General features: G+C 40.3%; 16 protein-coding genes and 1 pseudogene. 8 read left to right on the forward strand and 9 right to left on the reverse strand.

The window, feature by feature from the left end:
- The first annotated feature begins 125 nt into the window (after window positions 1-125).
- Entirely contained in the window at window positions 126-956 is an 831-nt protein-coding gene (fdhD, locus tag OO7_RS01665) for a formate dehydrogenase accessory sulfurtransferase FdhD (protein WP_008914225.1), read from the forward strand.
- Window positions 957-1062: 106 nt separating this feature from the next.
- Here fdhD and dinD read toward each other — a convergent pair whose 3' ends face one another.
- From dinD to rpmH, 6 genes and pseudogenes are all read right to left on the reverse strand, one after another.
- Complete coding sequence (dinD, locus tag OO7_RS01670) at window positions 1063-1923, reverse strand: DNA damage-inducible protein D (protein ID WP_008914226.1); 861 nt, start codon at window positions 1921-1923, stop codon at window positions 1063-1065.
- Window positions 1924-2140: 217 nt separating this feature from the next.
- Entirely contained in the window at window positions 2141-3505 is a 1365-nt protein-coding gene (mnmE, locus tag OO7_RS01675; RefSeq protein WP_008914227.1) for a tRNA uridine-5-carboxymethylaminomethyl(34) synthesis GTPase MnmE, read from the reverse strand.
- Window positions 3506-3604: 99 nt separating this feature from the next.
- Window positions 3605-5272 (reverse strand): membrane protein insertase YidC, encoded by a 1668-nt coding sequence (gene yidC, locus OO7_RS01680; RefSeq protein ID WP_008914228.1) that lies wholly within the window; start codon window positions 5270-5272, stop codon window positions 3605-3607.
- Window positions 5273-5274: 2 nt separating this feature from the next.
- A pseudogene (gene yidD / locus OO7_RS16330) lies at window positions 5275-5534 on the reverse strand (membrane protein insertion efficiency factor YidD).
- Window positions 5498-5857, reverse strand: coding sequence for a ribonuclease P protein component (rnpA, locus tag OO7_RS01685; RefSeq protein ID WP_008914230.1), 360 nt, complete (start codon window positions 5855-5857; stop codon window positions 5498-5500). The pseudogene yidD and the gene rnpA overlap by 37 nt, the downstream one beginning before the upstream one ends.
- A gap of 21 nt (window positions 5858-5878) precedes the next feature.
- Complete coding sequence (rpmH, locus tag OO7_RS01690; protein ID WP_004906236.1) at window positions 5879-6022, reverse strand: 50S ribosomal protein L34; 144 nt, start codon at window positions 6020-6022, stop codon at window positions 5879-5881.
- A 710-nt stretch (window positions 6023-6732) separates the two neighbouring features.
- On the opposite strand from rpmH, the gene dnaA reads away from it, so the two are divergent.
- The 4 genes from dnaA to gyrB are packed head-to-tail and all read left to right on the forward strand — an operon-like array spanning window position 6733 to window position 12763.
- Window positions 6733-8121 carry a chromosomal replication initiator protein DnaA gene (dnaA, locus tag OO7_RS01695; RefSeq protein WP_008914231.1) on the forward strand — a complete coding sequence of 463 codons (1389 nt, stop codon included), beginning with the start codon at window positions 6733-6735 and terminating at the stop codon, window positions 8119-8121.
- 5 nt (window positions 8122-8126) lie between these two features.
- The gene (gene dnaN / locus OO7_RS01700; protein ID WP_008914232.1) at window positions 8127-9227 is read left to right on the forward strand and encodes a DNA polymerase III subunit beta; all 1101 of its coding nucleotides are present in this window, start codon (window positions 8127-8129) and stop codon (window positions 9225-9227) included.
- Window positions 9228-9235: 8 nt separating this feature from the next.
- On the forward strand, window positions 9236-10330 hold the full coding sequence (gene recF, locus OO7_RS01705; RefSeq protein ID WP_008914233.1) for a DNA replication/repair protein RecF: 1095 nt from the start codon (window positions 9236-9238) through the stop codon (window positions 10328-10330).
- An 18-nt stretch (window positions 10331-10348) separates the two neighbouring features.
- The gene (gene gyrB, locus OO7_RS01710; protein WP_008914234.1) at window positions 10349-12763 is read left to right on the forward strand and encodes a DNA topoisomerase (ATP-hydrolyzing) subunit B; all 2415 of its coding nucleotides are present in this window, start codon (window positions 10349-10351) and stop codon (window positions 12761-12763) included.
- Between the two features lie 64 nt (window positions 12764-12827).
- On the opposite strand, the gene asd is transcribed toward gyrB, so the two are convergent.
- The 3 genes from asd to OO7_RS01720 form a co-directional block, all read right to left on the reverse strand.
- Window positions 12828-13934 (reverse strand): aspartate-semialdehyde dehydrogenase, encoded by a 1107-nt coding sequence (asd, locus tag OO7_RS01715; protein WP_008914235.1) that lies wholly within the window; start codon window positions 13932-13934, stop codon window positions 12828-12830.
- A 340-nt stretch (window positions 13935-14274) separates the two neighbouring features.
- Window positions 14275-14415: a type B 50S ribosomal protein L36 gene (gene ykgO / locus OO7_RS16335; protein WP_008914236.1), complete on the reverse strand. Its 141-nt coding sequence runs from the start codon at window positions 14413-14415 to the stop codon at window positions 14275-14277.
- Window positions 14416-14426: 11 nt separating this feature from the next.
- Complete coding sequence (locus tag OO7_RS01720; RefSeq protein ID WP_008914237.1) at window positions 14427-14678, reverse strand: type B 50S ribosomal protein L31; 252 nt, start codon at window positions 14676-14678, stop codon at window positions 14427-14429.
- A 240-nt stretch (window positions 14679-14918) separates the two neighbouring features.
- On the opposite strand from OO7_RS01720, the gene nagK reads away from it, so the two are divergent.
- The 3 genes from nagK (at window position 14919) to OO7_RS01735 (ending at window position 19110) form a co-directional block, all read left to right on the forward strand.
- Window positions 14919-15830, forward strand: coding sequence for an N-acetylglucosamine kinase (nagK, locus tag OO7_RS01725; protein ID WP_008914238.1), 912 nt, complete (start codon window positions 14919-14921; stop codon window positions 15828-15830).
- Between the two features lie 272 nt (window positions 15831-16102).
- Window positions 16103-16738 carry a hypothetical protein gene (locus OO7_RS01730; RefSeq protein WP_008914239.1) on the forward strand — a complete coding sequence of 212 codons (636 nt, stop codon included), beginning with the start codon at window positions 16103-16105 and terminating at the stop codon, window positions 16736-16738.
- Between the two features lie 179 nt (window positions 16739-16917).
- Entirely contained in the window at window positions 16918-19110 is a 2193-nt protein-coding gene (locus OO7_RS01735; protein WP_008914240.1) for a flotillin family protein, read from the forward strand.
- Window positions 19111-19113: the final 3 nt, after the last annotated feature.

Genomic DNA, 19113 nt, shown 5'->3' on the forward strand with positions numbered 1-19113 from the left:
CAGGTAAATTATTCTTATTAAGGTATTCCTAATTGAACTCAGGCTGATGGCCCGAAATGGTGTAAACTATTTTTTTACCCATAACCTATATATATTATGTATCATTGGGAGTAGGAATTCATCTAATGTATGAAACAAATAACACGAATCAAACAAAATTAAGCAAAACAATTGGGGTAAATCACACAATAGTGCAACAAAAATCCGACCTAAATCACTCAATAAATGATTGGGTTGCACAAGAAATACCTGTTGCACTGGTCTATAACGGAATATCACATGTTGTCATGATGGCAACACCAAAAGATTTAGAAGATTTCGCCATTGGTTTTTCACTATCAGAAGGGATCATTCAATCCAGCCAAGAAATTCGTGGAATTGAGGTTGTCGAAGGGTGCAATAACGGCATTGAAATCCAAATTGAATTATCTAGCCGCCGCTTTATGGGATTAAAAGAGCGTCGGAGAAATCTTGCAGGACGTACCGGCTGCGGTATTTGTGGTACAGAACAAATTGATGAAATATTCAAGCCGATTACACCACTCCCATTAACCCAAACATTCTCACTATCTCACCTTGATCATGCTTTAAACGAGCTAAAAAAAGTACAAGAAATTGGGGCATTAACGGGCTGTACACATGCTGCGGCATGGATCTCACCAGAAGGACAATTAGTGGGTGGATGCGAGGATGTTGGTCGACATGTTGCCCTTGATAAATTATTAGGGATGAAACACCGTTTTGGCTGGCAGCAAGGTGCTGTGCTTGTTTCTAGTCGTGCCAGCTATGAGATGGTACAAAAAGCCGCAACTTGTGGCGCTGAAATTTTGTTTGCCGTATCCGCTGCAACTTCTCTTGCCATTGAAGTTGCCGAAAGAGCCAATTTGACGCTTGTCGGTTTTTGTCGCCAAGGAAAAGCAACAATATTTACACACCCAAGCCGCCTGAAAGATTAAAGCGGCTTTGGTGAGTATATGTAGCACTATTCCTAGATTTTTTAATATTTTTAAAGCAGGATAGCTTCTAATCGTTTTGTAATTCCTTAAACTTCAATTGGTGTAATTACTCACTATTTGTATCCTTGTCACTAAGAGTATCTGGATTTTTTAGTGATTTTTTATCAGCAGAAGCTAAACGGCGTTCTACCTTTTTTACATCTTCTGCTGGTGGTAATTGTTCTGGATGTATACCTCTACTTAATAAAGTTTGGCGCACTGCATCGTTATTGATGACATGTTCGTTAGAGATTTGTGGTTCAATCGTCATTTGTTGCATACGAGCATTATGAATAGTGATCTCAGTTGCAAAGTCTTTAGCTTTTAAAACTATGGTTGGAGCAAAATCAGCTAGTGGGCGATTATCAGGTACTTGCCATTGAGCTTTCATTGCTTGCGTGCTCTTACCAAACAGAGCAGCATCACCTTTACTACGGATCAAAGCAAAGTTCTGGTTACCACCAGTTTGTTCAAAAATAAGATTGGAAAGTTCTTTTTCTGTTACTGAGAGTTTTTGTCTTGCCAGTACACGCTCAGCTTCTAGTAAACGTTGTTCTATTAATTCTGCTTTACGAGTTTGCATAGCAAAATAGGTTTGAGCAAAGGCAATTTCTTGCTTTCGAGAGTCCCCATTTTGGGCAATCAAATAACAGGCATATCGTGTAAGCATAACATCATCAATTTCACGTTGACTGCCAGAACCTAACTCAACCATTTTCCCGACGTCAGCAAAATGGTCGACAATAGTATGACCACTGATTTCACAAGCTGTTTTTGCTTTTGATATTACACTGACAAAGTTATCCCATTTACCATAACCCAGTAAATGTTGCAGATCTCGAGCAAGCCAATATTCAACATTATTTTCTGTTTGCTGAGCATGACCTTCAAAGGTAGCTGTAAGAATTTGAATCTGTGGTTGTTCCATTTAAATATTCCTTATTTTTAGTAGCTTAAATAACCCCGCCTGACTAAACAATGATTCCTTTCATCTTTTCTGATGAAGCACCAAACACTCTTATCAAAATCTCATTTCTATATCTCAGTTTTATGTTTTTTCTCATTTTATGTTCGATAATTTATCTGCTGAGAAAAAATATCCCAAAGAAGAAGCACGGAAAATAATATTGCTTTAATTTAGTTTACTACTTCCCAATACAGAAACTTGAGAAGATTCGGCCTAATAAATCGTCAGAAGTGAACTCGCCTGTAATTTCGCTCAACTCTTGCTGCGCAAGGCGTAATTCTTCGGCTAACAACTCACCGGAGCGTGCTACCACAAGTTGCTCATGACCTCTGGCCAAATGTGTTGCCGCAGCATCTAATGCTTGTAAATGGCGACGACGAGCTAAAAATCCACCTTCCATATTACTATTGAAGCCCATGGTTTCTTTGAGATGATCGCGCAGCAAATCTATCCCTTTTTCTTCACGGGCAGAAAGGCGAATGAGTGGATAACGTTCATTTTCAATAAATTCAATTTGCTCACCCGTTTTATCTGCTTTATTGCGAATAACAGTAAGTGGCAAGCTTTCTGGTAAACGAGCCATAAATTCCGGCCAAATATCTTGTGGTTCGGTCGCATCTGTTGTGGTGCTATCCAACATAAATAACACACGGTCGGCCTGTTCTATCTCTTTCCACGCACGCTCAATACCAATTCGCTCTACTTCATCACTCGCTTCACGCAAACCCGCAGTATCAATAATATGCAATGGCATTCCATCAATATGAATATGTTCGCGCAAAACATCGCGTGTTGTACCCGCAATATCGGTCACAATTGCCGCTTCACGACCCGCTAATGCATTAAGTAAACTTGATTTACCCGCATTCGGTCGACCCGCAATAACCACTTTCATCCCTTCACGCAATAAACTACCTTGGTGAGCTTGTGAGCGAACTTGTGCTAAATCAGCAATGACTTCATCCAGTTTAGCTTCAATTTTGCCATCAGAGAGAAAATCAATCTCCTCATCAGGAAAATCAATTGCCGCTTCAACATAAATACGCAATGTGGTTAGCGCTTCTACCATTTGATGAATTTGTGAAGAAAAGGCACCTTGCAATGAGTTCATAGCTGAACGAGCTGCCTGTTCAGAACTTGCATCAATCAGATCCGCAATCGCCTCAGCTTGGGCAAGGTCGAGTTTATCATTTAAAAATGCGCGTTCAGAAAATTCGCCCGGATTAGCAATACGAATGCCTTCAATTGTCAAAATACGTCTTAGCAATAAATCAAGAATGACAGGACCACCATGACCTTGTAGCTCTAAGACATCCTCACCCGTAAATGAATTTGGCCCCGGGAAAAAAATGGCGATTCCCTGATCAAGGACAGTGCCATCTACATCACGAAAAGGTAAATAATCTGCATAACGCGCTTTTGGTAATTTACCCAGTACTGTTTCAGCGACAAGGGCTGCTTTGGCGCCGGATACTCGCAAAATACCAACACCACCACGACCTGGAGGTGTTGCCTGTGCAACAATCGTATCGTTGGTTTGCATGATGTTTCTCTATCATTCCTATCAAAAATTAAGGCGGCCCATATTGGCCGCCCTGATACTATATCTTTAAGTGGTGATTAAGCTCACTTAAAAATCACACTATTTCTTTTCTTTTTTGTCTTTCTTATCTGCGCGACTATGAAGACCACGTTTTTCCAAACCACGATAAATAATCTGTTGTTGGATAATGGTCACTAAGTTACTCACGATATAGTAAAGAACCAGACCTGATGGGAACCACAGGAAGAAGATAGTAAACACGACTGGCATGTAAGTCATGATCTTCTGCTGCATAGGGTCAGTCACAGCTGTTGGTGACATCTTCTGAATAACAAACATCGTTACACCCATTAATACAGGTAAGATGTAGTACGGATCTTGTGCTGACAAGTCCTGAATCCAACCAAAGAATGGGGCATGACGAAGTTCAACAGAACCCATCAACATATAATAAAGGGCAAGGAAGATTGGCATTTGAATTAGCAGAGGTAAACAACCACCTAATGGGTTTACTTTTTCTGCTTTATACATCGCCATCATTTCTTGGCTCATGCGTTGTTTATCATCACCAATACGCTCACGCATAGCAGCCAATTTAGGTTGCAATAAGCGCATTTTCGCCATTGATGTGTATTGCGCTTTTGTCAATGGATACATGATACCACGGACGATAAAGGTAATAACGATGATAGCAACACCCCAGTTACCGACAAAACCGTGAATGAATTTCAACAGTTTGAACAGTGGCTGAGAGATAAACCATAACCAACCATAATCAACAGTTAAGTCTAAGTGCGGTGCAACTTCTGCCATTTCTGACTGAATTTCTGGACCAATCCATAATGTTGATGAATAAGTTCCAGCACCATTAGCTGCGATCATCATTGGTTCACTCTTATAACCAATAATCGCCGACTTTTTGTCTAGGTCAATTGTGTAGAATGTGCTTTTCTCAGTGCTCGCTGGAACCCAAGCAGTTGCAAAATATTGCTGAAGCATTGCAACCCAACCACCTTTAGTGGCGATACTCAGGTTTTTATCTTCAATATCACCAAAACTATATTTTTTATAGTTGGTTTCATCGGAAGAATATGCCGCACCGCGATAGGTATGTAATGCAAAATTACTGCTACCTGTATCACGCTCTTTTGGTAACTGAATTGTTTGTTTCAATTGCCCAAAGAAGGCGAGATTTAATGATTGTGCTGTTGGGTTTTGAATGTTGTATTCAACATCAACAGTATAATGACCGCGTTTTAAGATGTAGGTTTTTTGATAAACCACACCATCTTTATCGGTAAACGTCATTGGAACACGCAGCTCATTTTGGCCGTCTTGCAATGTAAAACTTGCAGAGTCCGTAGCATAAACAGGACGTACGCCATTGTTATTTGCAGGGTTATCTGGGCCGTGTTGGCCAATCAGACCACTTTGAGCCTGATAGAGAAAACCGGGTGTTGTTTCCAATAAACGGAAAGGATCTGGTGAATTAAGGGTCGCAGGATAGGCTAATAAATCAGCCTCATCGATATCACCACCACGGGTATTGATGCGTAAATCTAACACATCAGTTTTTACTGTGATCAGCTTACCTTGCCCACTGTTAGTATTAGTAACAGATTGGGAATCACTGCTTGGCATATCAGTTTGTTGCGTAGTTTGGGCAGTTTGTACATCCTGAGGAGCATTATCGCTTTCCCAGGCTTGCCATACTAAGAACGAAACGAATAGCAAAGCGATGAGTAGAAGATTGCGTTGCGAATCCATCGTTATAATTCTCTATTATCATCGTTTTTTTAGGTGGAACAGGATCGTCTCCACCAGCGTGTAAAGGGTGGCATTTTAATACGCGTTTCGCTGTTAACCAACTACCTTTTAACATTCCGAACCTGCGCAATGCCTCAATTCCATAATTTGAGCAAGTCGGATTGAAACGGCAACGAGGCCCTAACAACGGGCTAATCGCTAATTGGTAACCTCTAATCAGCCCAATCAGGAGCTTTGAGCCAAGCGACTGTGTCGACGCCATAATTTACCCAACGCTTCTAGAATTTGTTGATTATTGAGATTAGTAACCCCTTTTCTTACCAGTACCACAAAGTCCATTGGTGGTAGCTCATGTTGATGCAAACGAAAATATTCACGGGCTAATCGTTTAATACGATTTCGCTCATGAGCTCGTTTAACATTTTTTTTAGCGATGGTAAGACCGATGCGGGGATGCCCCAGCTCGTTTAGGCGACCAAGGATTGTTATCTCTGGGGAACTCGCCCTCTGCGGCTGCTTAAAGACATTATCGAAGTGCCTGGGAGTTAACAAACGTAACTCCCGGGTAAAAGCGAGCGTAACCACGTGAATAGAGGGCTAGCTTTATTACTTAGATGAAACGGTCAGACGAGCGCGGCCTTTAGCACGACGGCGAGCCAGAACCTGACGACCATTTTTAGTGGCCATACGAGCACGGAAACCGTGTGAACGGTTGCGCTTCAGTACGGACGGTTGAAAAGTGCGTTTCATAACGATTTCTACCTAACTTTAAAATTTATTACTGATTCAGTAAACGCGTTGGCAACCAGTGAAAACTGATTTACACCTGTGCCTCTATCGCAACAATGTATAGAAAGAGGCCGGATTGTAATAAAACATAGGGGGTCACGTCAATGAAATGACGCAATCAAACCACTTTTATTTATAGCCTGGCTGACAGGTTTGCCGACATATGCTGTAACTACAGGAGAAAACAGGATTTTTATGGCTTCGCCAAATTGTTGACCAATTTGCTTATCATAAAAAGCAGTTTCTACACTGTATACAGGGTGGAAGATTATACGGACTCCACCTCAAAGCGCAAGGATCATTGGCCGATCTGAAAATATTTTTTGATCCGAGTACCTATTTCTTCTATTTGTTCTAAAGTTATCCCCAGTTTTGTTGAAAAATATCCCAGTTTAGTGATCAAGCTGTAAGACTCTCTTATAATAAGGACTGTTTTATCTTATTACCTGTGGATAAAAAGCACAAAAACTGTGTAAAAGAATGGAGATCTCTTGTGAATTTTAAGGTATGATCTCCGGTCACATTTCTGATCAGAAGATCGGAAAAATACGATAAGTAAAATGGTCTTTTATGTCATGGCCTTGATCAACTTTCAAACTAATGGGTCAGCCAGAATAATTTACTTAGCCCGTACTTCTTTTTTTCATTGATCTTGTTTAGGGGAGTCCACCGTGTCACTTTCGCTTTGGCAGCAATGTCTTGCCCGATTGCAGGATGAACTACCTGCCACAGAATTCAGTATGTGGATACGCCCCCTCCAAGCTGAACTGAACGATAATACATTAGCACTGTATGCTCCAAATCGTTTTGTCCTTGATTGGGTAAGAGATAAGTACATCAATAATATCAATGAATTATTGAACGATTTTTGTGGTACAGACGCACCAGTTCTGCACTTTGAGGTGGGAAATAAACCAGCGACGCCTTCGCCAACAACAATACAATCTCGTCAGGCTCATGCGCCTACGATGGCAACGCCATCAGCACCAATAAAGCCAAGCTGGGATAATTCAACAAAAGTACAGCCCGATGTCACTTACCGTTCAAATGTGAATCCTAAACACACATTTGATAACTTTGTTGAAGGTAAGTCGAACCAACTTGCTCGTGCTGCGGCAAGGCAAGTTGCAGAGAATCCGGGAGGTGCTTACAACCCGTTATTCCTTTATGGTGGTACTGGTTTAGGTAAAACGCACTTATTACATGCTGTTGGCAATAGCATCATGCAGCATAAAGCGAATGCTCGTGTTGTGTATATGCATTCAGAACGTTTTGTTCAAGATATGGTTAAAGCCTTACAAAATAATGCCATTGAAGATTTTAAACGTTATTATCGTTCAGTTGATGCATTACTTATTGATGATATTCAATTTTTTGCTAATAAAGAACGTTCCCAAGAAGAGTTTTTTCATACCTTCAATGCGTTGTTAGAAGGTAATCAGCAAATAATCTTAACCTCGGACCGCTATCCTAAAGAAATCAATGGCGTTGAAGATCGCTTAAAATCACGTTTTGGTTGGGGTTTAACTGTTGCGATTGAGCCACCAGAACTTGAAACTCGCGTTGCAATTTTAATGAAAAAAGCAGATGAAAATGAAATTCAGCTTCCGGGTGAAGTTGCTTTTTTTATTGCAAAACGCCTGCGCTCCAATGTCCGTGAATTAGAAGGGGCATTGAACCGCGTCATTGCCAATGCAAACTTTACAGGTCGTGCTATCACGATTGATTTTGTCCGTGAAGCATTACGAGATTTACTCGCACTACAAGAAAAACTGGTAACTATTGATAATATTCAAAAGACTGTTGCTGAATATTATAAAATTAAAGTAGCAGATTTACTTTCCAAGCGCCGTTCTCGTTCAGTCGCGCGTCCGCGACAAATGGCAATGGCACTGGCAAAAGAGCTAACTAATCATAGTTTACCAGAAATCGGGGATGCCTTTGGTGGTCGTGACCATACGACAGTATTGCATGCTTGCCGTAAAATAGAACAATTACGGGAAGAAAGTCATGACATCAAAGAGGATTTTTCTAACTTAATCAGAACATTATCATCTTAATTGCTATGAAATTTACTATTGAGCGCGAGCAGTTATTAAAACCGTTACAACAAGTCAGCGGTCCATTAGGTGGACGTCCAACGCTGCCTATTTTGGGCAACCTTCTTTTACAAGTTAAAGAAGGGGTATTGCTACTGACGGGAACCGACTTAGAAATGGAGATGAAGGCACATGTTCCTTTAACTCAAGAACACGAACTGGGCGCAACAACGGTTCCTGCGCGTAAATTTTTTGATATCTGGCGCGGGCTTCCTGAAGGTTCAGAAATCCGCGTAGAATTGGATGATGATAGATTACTGGTTCGTTCAGGCCGTAGTCGTTTTTCGCTCTCAACACTACCCGCCGAAGATTTCCCTAATTTAGATGATTGGCAAAGTGAAGTAGAGTTTTCTCTACCACAATCAATTCTTAAACGCTTGATTGAAGCTACTCAATTTTCAATGGCACACCAAGACGTGCGCTATTACCTCAATGGGATGCTGTTTGAAACAGAAGGCCAGCAATTAAGAACCGTATCCACAGATGGCCATCGCCTAGCTGTTTGCTCAATGGATATTGGTCAAGACCTCCCTTCGCATTCTGTTATTGTGCCGCGTAAAGGTGTGATAGAACTCATGCGCCTTTTAGATGGTGGAGATGCACCATTGCAGCTGCAAATTGGCAGCAGCAACATCCGCGCACATGTCGGCGATTTTATTTTTACCTCTAAATTAGTGGATGGCAGATTCCCTGACTATCGCCGTGTTCTACCTAAAAACCCGGATAAAACCTTAGAAGCACGTTGTGATTTATTAAAACAAGCCTTCTCACGCGCGGCTATTTTATCAAATGAAAAATTCCGTGGTGTTCGCTTATATTTTAGTGAAAACCAACTGCGCATCACAGCAAATAACCCAGAACAAGAAGAAGCCGAAGAAATTGTTGATGTCAGTTATCTGGGAACAGAAATGGAAATTGGCTTTAATGTGAGTTATATCTTGGATGTGCTTAATGCACTGAAGAGTGAAAACGTCACTCTATTACTAACGGATGCGGTATCGAGTGTACAAATTGAAGACTCAACCAGCAATTCAGCCGTTTATGTTGTTATGCCAATGCGTTTGTAATCTATTTTATGATTCTTTCGCGTTTATTGATCCGTGACTTTCGTAATATTGAAGATGCGGATCTTCCATTAGCAAATGGGTTCAATTTTTTAATTGGCCCAAATGGCAGTGGGAAAACCAGTGTACTAGAAGCAATTTACACATTAGGACATGGCCGTGCTTTTCGCAGTATCCAAGCAAACCGCGTGATCCGACATGAACAAGAACAGTTTATCCTACATGGTAAATTGAGCCATTTTGATGAATCAAGGAAAGCATTATCCCTTGGTTTAAGTAAAAACCGTGATGGTGATAGTAAAGTCAGAATTGATGGAACTGATGGTCACAAAATCGCTGAACTCGCGAAATTATTGCCAATGCAGTTGATCACACCAGAAGGATTTACGCTACTGAATGGTGGCCCCAAATTCCGACGAGCTTTTATAGATTGGGGATGTTTTCATAACGAGCCGCTATTTTTTTCAGTTTGGTCAGATTTGAAACGACTATTAAAACAAAGAAATGCAGCATTACGACAAGTCACTCGTTATGAACAAATTCGCCACTGGGATAAAGAATTAGCGCCACTTTCAGAGCAAATAAGCCAATGGCGCAGTGAATATATCGCAGGTATTGCTGAAAATATTGAGCAAACTTGCCAACAATTTTTACCTGAATTTGTGCTATCAGTCTCTTTCCAACGCGGTTGGGATAAAGAAATTGATTATTCAGAATTATTAGAGCGACAATTTGAGCGCGATAAAGCGTTAACCTATACCGCCTCCGGGCCACATAAAGCTGATTTGCGGATCAGAGCAAATGGAACCCCTGTTGAAGATATGCTTTCACGTGGTCAGCTAAAATTGTTGATGTGTGCATTAAGGTTAGCGCAGGGTGAATTTTTCACTCAACAGAGCGGGCAAAGATGCCTGTATCTACTGGATGATTTTGCCTCAGAACTTGATTCGGGCCGTCGGCAATTATTGGCAGCTCGTCTCAAAGCTACGCAAGCTCAAGTATTTGTTAGTGCAATTACTTCAGAGCAAGTAAAAGACATGATTGACCTAAACAGCAAGATGTTTAGCGTAGAACATGGCAAAATAGAAGTTAAACCACAGGAATAAATATAGCGGGAAACGTTGATGTCGAATACATATGACTCCTCAAGTATCAAGGTATTAAAAGGGCTGGATGCCGTTCGTAAGCGCCCAGGCATGTATATCGGTGATACCGACGATGGTACAGGTCTTCATCACATGGTCTTCGAGGTTGTCGACAACGCTATCGATGAAGCCCTCGCCGGTTATTGTGATGACATTGTTATCACAATTCACACAGATAACTCTGTCTCTGTTCAAGATGATGGCCGTGGTATCCCAACAGGTATTCACGAAGAAGAAGGCGTATCAGCTGCTGAAGTTATCATGACGGTTCTGCATGCTGGTGGGAAATTTGACGGTAACTCTTATAAAGTTTCTGGCGGCCTTCATGGCGTTGGGGTTTCCGTTGTTAACGCCCTATCCGAAAAACTTGAATTAGTTATTCGTCGTGATGGTAATGTTCATGAACAAATCTATCGCCACGGTGAACCTCAAGGCCCATTAACCGTTGTCGGTGAAACAGACCAAACAGGAACACGAGTCCGTTTTTGGCCAAGCCTTGAGACCTTCAAAGGTGTCACTGAATTTGAATATGAGATTTTAGCTAAGCGCCTTCGCGAGCTATCATTTCTGAATTCAGGTGTTTCAATTAAATTGATTGATAAACGCAATGGCAAAGAAGACCATTTCCACTATGAAGGTGGTATTAAGGCGTTTGTCGAATATTTAAGCCGTAATAAAAACCCTATCCATCCATCTGTATTTTATTTTTCAACTGAAAAAGATGGCATTGGTGTTGAGATTGCAATGCAATGGAACGATGGCTTCCAAGAGAATGTTTATTGCTACACCAATAATATTCCTCAGCGTGATGGTGGTACTCACCTTGCAGGTTTCCGTGCTGCAATGACACGTACACTCAACAACTATATGGATAAAGAAGGCTATCAGAAAAAATCCAAAGTCAGTGCAACAGGTGATGATGCACGAGAAGGCTTAATTGCGGTTATTTCTGTAAAAGTCCCTGATCCTAAATTCTCCTCGCAAACCAAAGAAAAACTAGTTTCATCGGAAGTCAAAACAGCCGTTGAAACGATGATGAATGAAAAGTTGGTTGAGTATTTACTTGAAAATCCTACCGATGCAAAAATTGTTGTTGGTAAGATTATTGATGCTGCTCGTGCGCGTGAAGCCGCACGTAAAGCACGTGAAATGACTCGTCGTAAAGGCGCACTAGATTTAGCAGGTCTTCCAGGTAAGCTTGCTGATTGTCAAGAACGCGATCCTGCTCATTCTGAACTCTACCTTGTGGAAGGGGACTCTGCGGGCGGCTCGGCAAAACAAGGGCGTAACCGTAAAAACCAAGCTATTTTGCCACTGAAAGGTAAAATTCTTAACGTTGAAAAAGCGCGTTTCGACAAAATGCTCTCTTCACAAGAAGTTGCTACGCTTATCACCGCATTGGGCTGTGGTATTGGCCGTGACGAGTACAATCCAGATAAATTGCGCTATCACAGCATTATCATCATGACGGATGCTGACGTCGATGGTTCACACATTCGTACCTTATTATTAACCTTCTTCTACCGTCAAATGCCAGAAATCATTGAGCGTGGTTATGTTTATATCGCCCAACCACCGCTATATAAAGTGAAAAAAGGTAAGCAAGAGCAATACATCAAAGATGATGATGCGATGGATGAATACCTAATTTCCATTGCACTTGATGGCGCAACGTTGTATTTAGGTGGAGATAGACCACCAATGCAAGGTGATGATTTAGAAAAACTGGTTGTTGAATACAACTCAGCACACAAAATCATTCGTCGTCTTGAACGTTTTTACCCACAAGCGCTGCTTAATAGTTTGGTTTATCACCCAACCTTGACTGAAGATTCGCTTAAAAATCAAGATCAAGTTGAAGAATGGTCAAAATCGTTAGTTGAGCGTTTAGCCAATAATGAAAAAGCGGGTAGCACTTACAATTATGTCGTCACAGAAAATCGTGAACGCCAATTATTTGAGCCGACAATTCGCGTGCGCACACATGGCGTTGATATTGACTACAACCTGAACTTTGATTTTGTTCATGGCAATGAATACCATCGCATCACGCTTTTAGGCGACATCATTGATGGCCTAATTCAAGAAGGCGCTTATATTGAGCGTGGTGAACGTCGCCAAAATATTGAAAATTTTGAAGAAGCACTCGCTTGGCTGACAAAAGAATCTCGTCGTGGGCTTTATATTCAACGTTATAAAGGTCTTGGTGAGATGAACCCAGACCAATTGTGGGAAACGACAATGAATCCTGAAACTCGCCGTATGCTGCGTGTTACAGTTAAAGATGCGATTGCGACAGATCTTCTCTTTACCACATTGATGGGGGATGCCGTTGAACCTCGTCGTGCCTTTATTGAAGAAAATGCGCTAAAAGCCGCTAACATCGATATTTAATTTAATATCCATAAAAAACCTGTGTTCATCATGAGCACAGGTTTTTTTATTTCGTTTTTACTAATTATAAAAGGATATTTAGCATACGGCGTAATGGTTCAGCGGCACCCCAAAGTAACTGATCTCCTACTGTGAAAGCAGAAAGATATTCAGGCCCCATATTTAATTTACGTAAACGACCAACAGGTGTACTTAATGTCCCAGTAACAGCAGCCGGTGTCAGCTCTCGCATAGTGATTTCGCGATCGTTTGGTATGACTTTCACCCATTCATTGTGAGAGGCCAATAATTTTTCAATCTCATTCAGTGGCACATCTTTTTTCAGTTTTAATGTGAAAGCTTGGCTGTGACAACGCAATGCACCGACACGCACACATAAACCATCAACAGGAATAATGTTTGAACCCGTAGACAAAATTTTATTAGTTTCGGCTTGGCCTTTCCACTCTTCGCGGCTTTGACCATTATCTAATGCTTTATCAATCCAAGGGATCAAACTGCCCGCAAGTGGCACTCCAAAAGCATCGGTCGGCATTGTTCCACTGCGAGTAAAATCAGTCACCTTTTTCTCTATATCTAAAATAGCAGAAGCTGGATCTTGAAGTTCTTTTGCAACCTGAGCATTCAATTCACCCATTTGCACTAACAGCTCGCGCATATTGCGCGCACCAGCACCTGATGCTGCTTGATAAGTCGCAACGGAAGCCCATTCCACTAAATTATTCGTAAACAAACCACCTAATGACATCAACATTAAGCTTACTGTACAGTTTCCACCAACAAACGTTTTAATGCCTTTATTCAGACCATCTTGAATATGTTGTTGGTTTACGGGATCGAGAATAATAATCGCATCATCTTTCATGCGTAATGCTGATGCAGCATCTATCCAATATCCTTCCCAACCTGCTGCTCGTAATTTAGGATAAATATCATTGGTATAATCGCCGCCTTGGCAACTAATAATAATATCAAGCGCTTTAAGTGCATCAATATCATTAGCATCTTGCAGTGTTCCACGGTGTCCACCATATGTTGGCGCTTCAGAGCCAAATTGAGAGGTGGTGAAAAATACAGGATGAATCGAATTAAAATCGCCTTCCTCTACCATCCTTTGCATTAATACTGAACCCACCATACCTCGCCAACCAATAAAACCTACATTTTTCATTGCATTCACCCTGTCTATTTTAAAATACTAAGCCTAATAAATTTCTTGAGCTTGTTAAAACACTGTCTGAAGCGCCAACAAAAATAAGAAATCCATTCTTTTCTTTAAAGCTGACAAAATATGAACCAGTGTGCAAGTGAAATTAATCACTAATAATAAGATGATTAGTAATTACGCTAATATGGTTGGCTAATATCAAGCTGAGAACTTCGCTTTTTATCGATAAAAAAGAAAACCATCACAACATAAAAATATCTTGTGATGGTGAAAAGTAGAAATTGGCAAAACAAAAAATTATCGATAAATAAAAATAAAGAGCATTGGGAATAAAAAAGTTACCTTAGCGTTTTTTCTTACAGCCTTGCACCGCCTTAAATCGCGGATTTGTTTTACAAATAACATAAACCCTTCCACGTCGCCTAACAACTTGGCAATCGGGATGGCGTGACTTGGCTGTTTTTAAAGAACTTAATACTTTCACGTTTATTCTTCCTATTTAGATAAAAAGCGCGCAAAACGTTTTTGGAATTGAGCCGTTTTACCTTCTTGAGAAATCATTTTCTGCTTACCGGTATAAAACGGATGAGATTGTGAAGAAACATCTAAAGTGACATACGGATATGTTTCCCCTTCGAATTCAATGGTTCTTTCCGTTTTTATCGTTGAACCAACTTTAAAATAGGCGTCAACACTGGTGTCATGGAAGATGACTGTTCTATATTGTGGGTGGATACCTTGTTTCATTGTAATGCACCATAATCGTTATGTTATAATATAACAATACAAGAAATAAAAAATGGCTGCAATCATTTTGTTTTCTATCGCATAAAAAAAAGACAAATCAATTGATGAAATAGATCTAAAAAGGCTCATTTATCCTTTGATAACTTTTGTATAATACTCATTATAGAATTATGACTATTTTGATTTTTCAATGAGATACGATTATTTTTCATGAAAAAATTATCATTTGAAGGGGATTGTATGTATTACGGCTTTGATATGGGTGGCACAAAAATTGAACTTGCTGTCTTCGATGAAGATCTCAAGCCAGTATGGCAAAAACGTGTACCTACACCGAAAGATGATTATCAAACTCTCCTTGATGTTTTTCGCAACTTAACGATTGAAGCAGACGAAAAGTTGGGTTGTCAGGGCAAAATTGGTGTCGGAGTTCCGGGAATCGTTAATCATCAAAAAGGCACTGTTTTTACCACTAATGTACCCGCAGCTAAATATAAGCCACTGATCAAAGACTTAACTGATATATTACAACGCCCTGTTAAAATCGAAAATGATGCTAATTGTTTTGCCCTTTCCGAAGCATGGGATGCCGAATTTATCCGTTATCCATCAGTACTAGGGTTAATTTTGGGAACAGGTGTCGGTGGCGGCTTTGTTATTAATGGCAAAGTACTTTCAGGTAAAAATGGTATTGCAGGTGAGATCGGTCATCTTAATCTTTCTTCACAAGGCGCTAARCTTATTGGGGATACTGTCCCAGAAATTATTTGCGGTTGCGGTAAACCAGCCTGTTTTGAAACCTATTTATCAGGCCCTGGTTTTGAACGTATCTACGCGGCATATACAGGGAAAGCGTGCTCTGCCGTTGAAATCATCCGGTTATATCAACAAGGCGATAGCGCTGCTCAGCAACACGTTGAACGTTACATCAATTTGCTCGCGATATTTTTAGGGCAAATATTGACTATCTTTGACCCAGATGTCGTTGTTATTGGTGGAGGATTATCGCAATTCAATGATATTTATTCATTATTACCAAATGTGCTTCCTCAGTATCTCTACGGCATTGCAGATTTACCAATTATCACTCAAGCTCGCTATGGCGATTCTGGGGGATCGAGAGGTGCTGCATTTTTGAATTTAACAGATTAAGTATATTTACATCGTAACAATAAAGGCCGATCCATTTATGGCCTTTATATCAAATAATTTTATATAAATCAGCGAGTAATAAGTTTTATCCTATACCAAAATTTGTTCTAAGTGATATTCTTTCAAAACAAACTAAAAATATATACCTTGATGCGCTACTGATAAATTTTCCATATATTAAATCATGATTATTTTATAAAAAACGCACAATTATATTGTACGCATTATTCTGAATTAACTAAGTATATGGATATATAAAGAGAGAACGTGTTATGAGCCTATTTCTACAAAACTGTTTGGCTTTTCCTAATGTGATTTTTAGTGGTTTACTTATTATTGTTCTATTTTATTGGGTGTGTGCTGCATTAGGTTTACTTGATCTCGATTTATTCAATGTTGACACATCAGTAGATAGTGGTTTTGATGCTACTGGGTTTGCAGGATGGCTAACTAAACTAGGATTAGCCGGCATTCCCGTCACCATTATTTTGACACTATTTACCCTATTTGGCTGGTTATTAAGTTACTTTAGTGTTCATTGGTTTATTCGCTTTGTTCATATCGACCCGCTTCGCTACCTAATTGGTTTTGTTGTTCTTCTGATTATCCTCTTTATTTCTATTCACCTTACCGCCTTATGTTTAAAACCTTTTCGTGAAAAATGGTCAAAAATTAATAAACAAAAAAGTGTTTATCAATTAATGGGCAAATCAGCGATCGTGCGCTCAGGTGTTGTTACAGAACAAACGGGTGAAGCAATTTTAGAAGATGGCGGAGCAGGTCTGATTTTACAAATTAGAGCAAACTCAGCAGATAATATTAAACGCGGCGACCGTGTTGTGATCATTAGTTATGATGCGATATCACACAGTTACCAAGTCGTCACCGAAGATGAATTTAGGCAGTAATATATCAATAAGTTTTTATATCATTGTGTTGCTTCAAAATAACCCATAAAGCAACCAATACAAGCATGACAATAATATGGCTCGGGCATCTGAACGTTATCAATAAATAGTCGTGATGCATTCAGCAGTATGACGGGCATACTTTAAAACAACATTCTGTAAATCCACGGAGAAAAAATATGGAATTGGCTGACCTTATGCCCTTTTTAACCATTATTGGGGTTATTATTTTAGTCATACTTGGCTTTTTTGGGCTATTCAAAGCCTTCTATATCAAAGTCCCGCAAGGCACCGCGCTGATTGTCAACGACATGTCCTCACAACCCAAAGTCCACTTTACGGGTGCGCTAGTTTACCCAGTTATCTACAAAAAAGAGTTTATGCGTATCTCTCTTTTGACGTTAGAAGTTGACCGCCGTGGTAAAGATGGCCTGATTTGTCATGATAATTTAAGAGCAGATATCACTGTTGCTTTCTATTTACGTGTTAACGAAACAACAGAAGATGTATTAAAAGTCGCTAAAGCCATTGGCGTTGATCGCGCATCTGACCACCAAGCTGTCAGCACATTATTTAGTGCTAAATTCTCAGAGGCACTTAAAACGGTTGGTAAGCAGTTTGATTTAGCAAAATTATTTGAAGATAGACAGAATTTCCGTGACCGCATTGTCGATGTGATTGGTAAAGATTTAAATGGTTATGCATTAGAAGACGTTGCCATTGACTACCTTGAGCAAACGCCAAAATCTGCCCTTGATCCTAATAATATCTTTGACTCCGAAGGTATTCGTAAAATCACTGAAATAACCGCGATTCATAATATTGAAACTAACCAAAAAGAACGAGATCAAGAGTTAGCCATTCAGAAGAAAAATGTTGAAACACGCGAAGCAAGCTTAGCGCTAGAACGCCAACAAGCCGATGCTGAAGCGCGTCAAAAACGTGAAATTGAAAATATTCGCGCTCGTGAGCAAGCTGAAACATTGCGCGTTCAAGAAGAAGAGCGCTTAAAAGCGGAACAAGCTCGTATTCAAACGCAACAAGAGATTGAAATTCGTGAAGAAAACCGTATGCGTGAAGTTGAAGTGGCTCAACAAAACCGTACTCGTGCAGTCACCATTGAACAAGAACGCGTTAATCGTGCTCGAGATTTAGAAGTTGTTGCTCGTGAACGAGAAGTTGAATTACAACGCATTGAAAAAGAAAAAGCACTGGAAGAAGAACGTAAAAATATCGCCAATGTTATTCGTGAGCGTGTTGTTGTTGAGAAAAGTGTTGCACAAGAAGAAGAAAGAATTAAAGAAGTTCGTGAAATATCAGAAGCTGACCGCTTAAAACAAGTGACTGTCATTAATGCACAAGCAGAAGCAGAAGAATCTCTAGTTCGCCAAGTGAAGAAAGCCGAAGCTGATGAAGCAAGTGCCAAACATAAAGCGGAAGAAATTAGCACAATGGCACAAGCTGAGTTAGAAGCATCAGCAAAACAAGCCGAAGCGAAAAAACGTTTAGCGGAAGGTATTGAAGCTGAACATGCAGCATTAGGCTTAGCTGAAGCTAGAGTTCGCCAAGCAACCGCAGAAGCAGAAGAGAAAGAAGGTTTAGTCCAAGCCAATATCACAGCTGAAAAACTGTTAGCTGAAGCTCGCGGCCTGAAAGAGAAAGGTCTGACTGAAGCGCAAGTCATGGAAGCTAAAGCACTTGCAGAGCAACAACAAGGCCTTGCTGAAGCCAAAATCCTTGAAGAAAAACTGGCAGCTCAAGCTCGTGGTGATGAACAACAAGCCAATGCGATAGAGAAATTAGGTCTGGTTGATGCAAAAGTTCTTGAAGAGAAATTAGCCGCGCAAGCACGCGGTGAAGGTCAATTAGGCTCAGCTCAAGCAGAAGTCATTCGCCAACGCCTGAAAGCAGAAGCAGATGGTTTAACAGACAAATTCAAATCAATGGATCACCTTAGTGATACAGCACGTGCGCATGAAGAGTTCCGTATGCGCCTTGAAAAAGAATTTGAACAATCAATGGCATCAATTGAAGCCAATAAAGAAATTGCCCGTGAACAAGCAGATGTTCTTGCAGCAGCGCTCACTAAAACCAATATTGAAATTGTTGGTGGTGATGGCAGCTTCTTTAATACCTTCTCTAAAGCGCTTAGCTTAGGTAAAGCTGTTGACGGCTTTATGGATAAAAGTAGCTTCGCCAAAGAGAGTGTTGAGAAGCTAATGAACCGTAAAGACGATAAAAAAATTGATATTGCTGCCCTACTCAAAAATCCTGAAGTTCAAGATTTAGTGAATAGTTTTATGGCAGCAAAAGGGGGGAGCCAACCTGTCAAAACGGTAGCCTCGAAACCTGAAACACCAACAAATGACTAATCA

Source organism: Providencia sneebia DSM 19967 (assembly GCF_000314895.2).
Lineage (GTDB): Bacteria > Pseudomonadota > Gammaproteobacteria > Enterobacterales > Enterobacteriaceae > Providencia > Providencia sneebia.

What these genes read in the sequence shown, in the direction of transcription:
- fdhD (WP_008914225.1), top strand. Translation starts at nt 126, where the DNA reads ATGTATGAAACAAATAACACGAATCAAACAAAATTAAGCAAAACAATT.
- dinD (WP_008914226.1), bottom strand. Translation starts at nt 1,923, where the DNA reads ATGGAACAACCACAGATTCAAATTCTTACAGCTACCTTTGAAGGTCAT.
- mnmE (WP_008914227.1), bottom strand. Translation starts at nt 3,505, where the DNA reads ATGCAAACCAACGATACGATTGTTGCACAGGCAACACCTCCAGGTCGT.
- yidC (WP_008914228.1), bottom strand. Translation starts at nt 5,272, where the DNA reads ATGGATTCGCAACGCAATCTTCTACTCATCGCTTTGCTATTCGTTTCG.
- rpmH (WP_004906236.1), bottom strand. Translation starts at nt 6,022, where the DNA reads ATGAAACGCACTTTTCAACCGTCCGTACTGAAGCGCAACCGTTCACAC.
- dnaN (WP_008914232.1), top strand. Translation starts at nt 8,127, where the DNA reads ATGAAATTTACTATTGAGCGCGAGCAGTTATTAAAACCGTTACAACAA.
- recF (WP_008914233.1), top strand. Translation starts at nt 9,236, where the DNA reads ATGATTCTTTCGCGTTTATTGATCCGTGACTTTCGTAATATTGAAGAT.
- gyrB (WP_008914234.1), top strand. Translation starts at nt 10,349, where the DNA reads ATGTCGAATACATATGACTCCTCAAGTATCAAGGTATTAAAAGGGCTG.
- asd (WP_008914235.1), bottom strand. Translation starts at nt 13,934, where the DNA reads ATGAAAAATGTAGGTTTTATTGGTTGGCGAGGTATGGTGGGTTCAGTA.
- OO7_RS01720 (WP_008914237.1), bottom strand. Translation starts at nt 14,678, where the DNA reads ATGAAACAAGGTATCCACCCACAATATAGAACAGTCATCTTCCATGAC.
- OO7_RS01730 (WP_008914239.1), top strand. Translation starts at nt 16,103, where the DNA reads ATGAGCCTATTTCTACAAAACTGTTTGGCTTTTCCTAATGTGATTTTT.
- OO7_RS01735 (WP_008914240.1), top strand. Translation starts at nt 16,918, where the DNA reads ATGGAATTGGCTGACCTTATGCCCTTTTTAACCATTATTGGGGTTATT.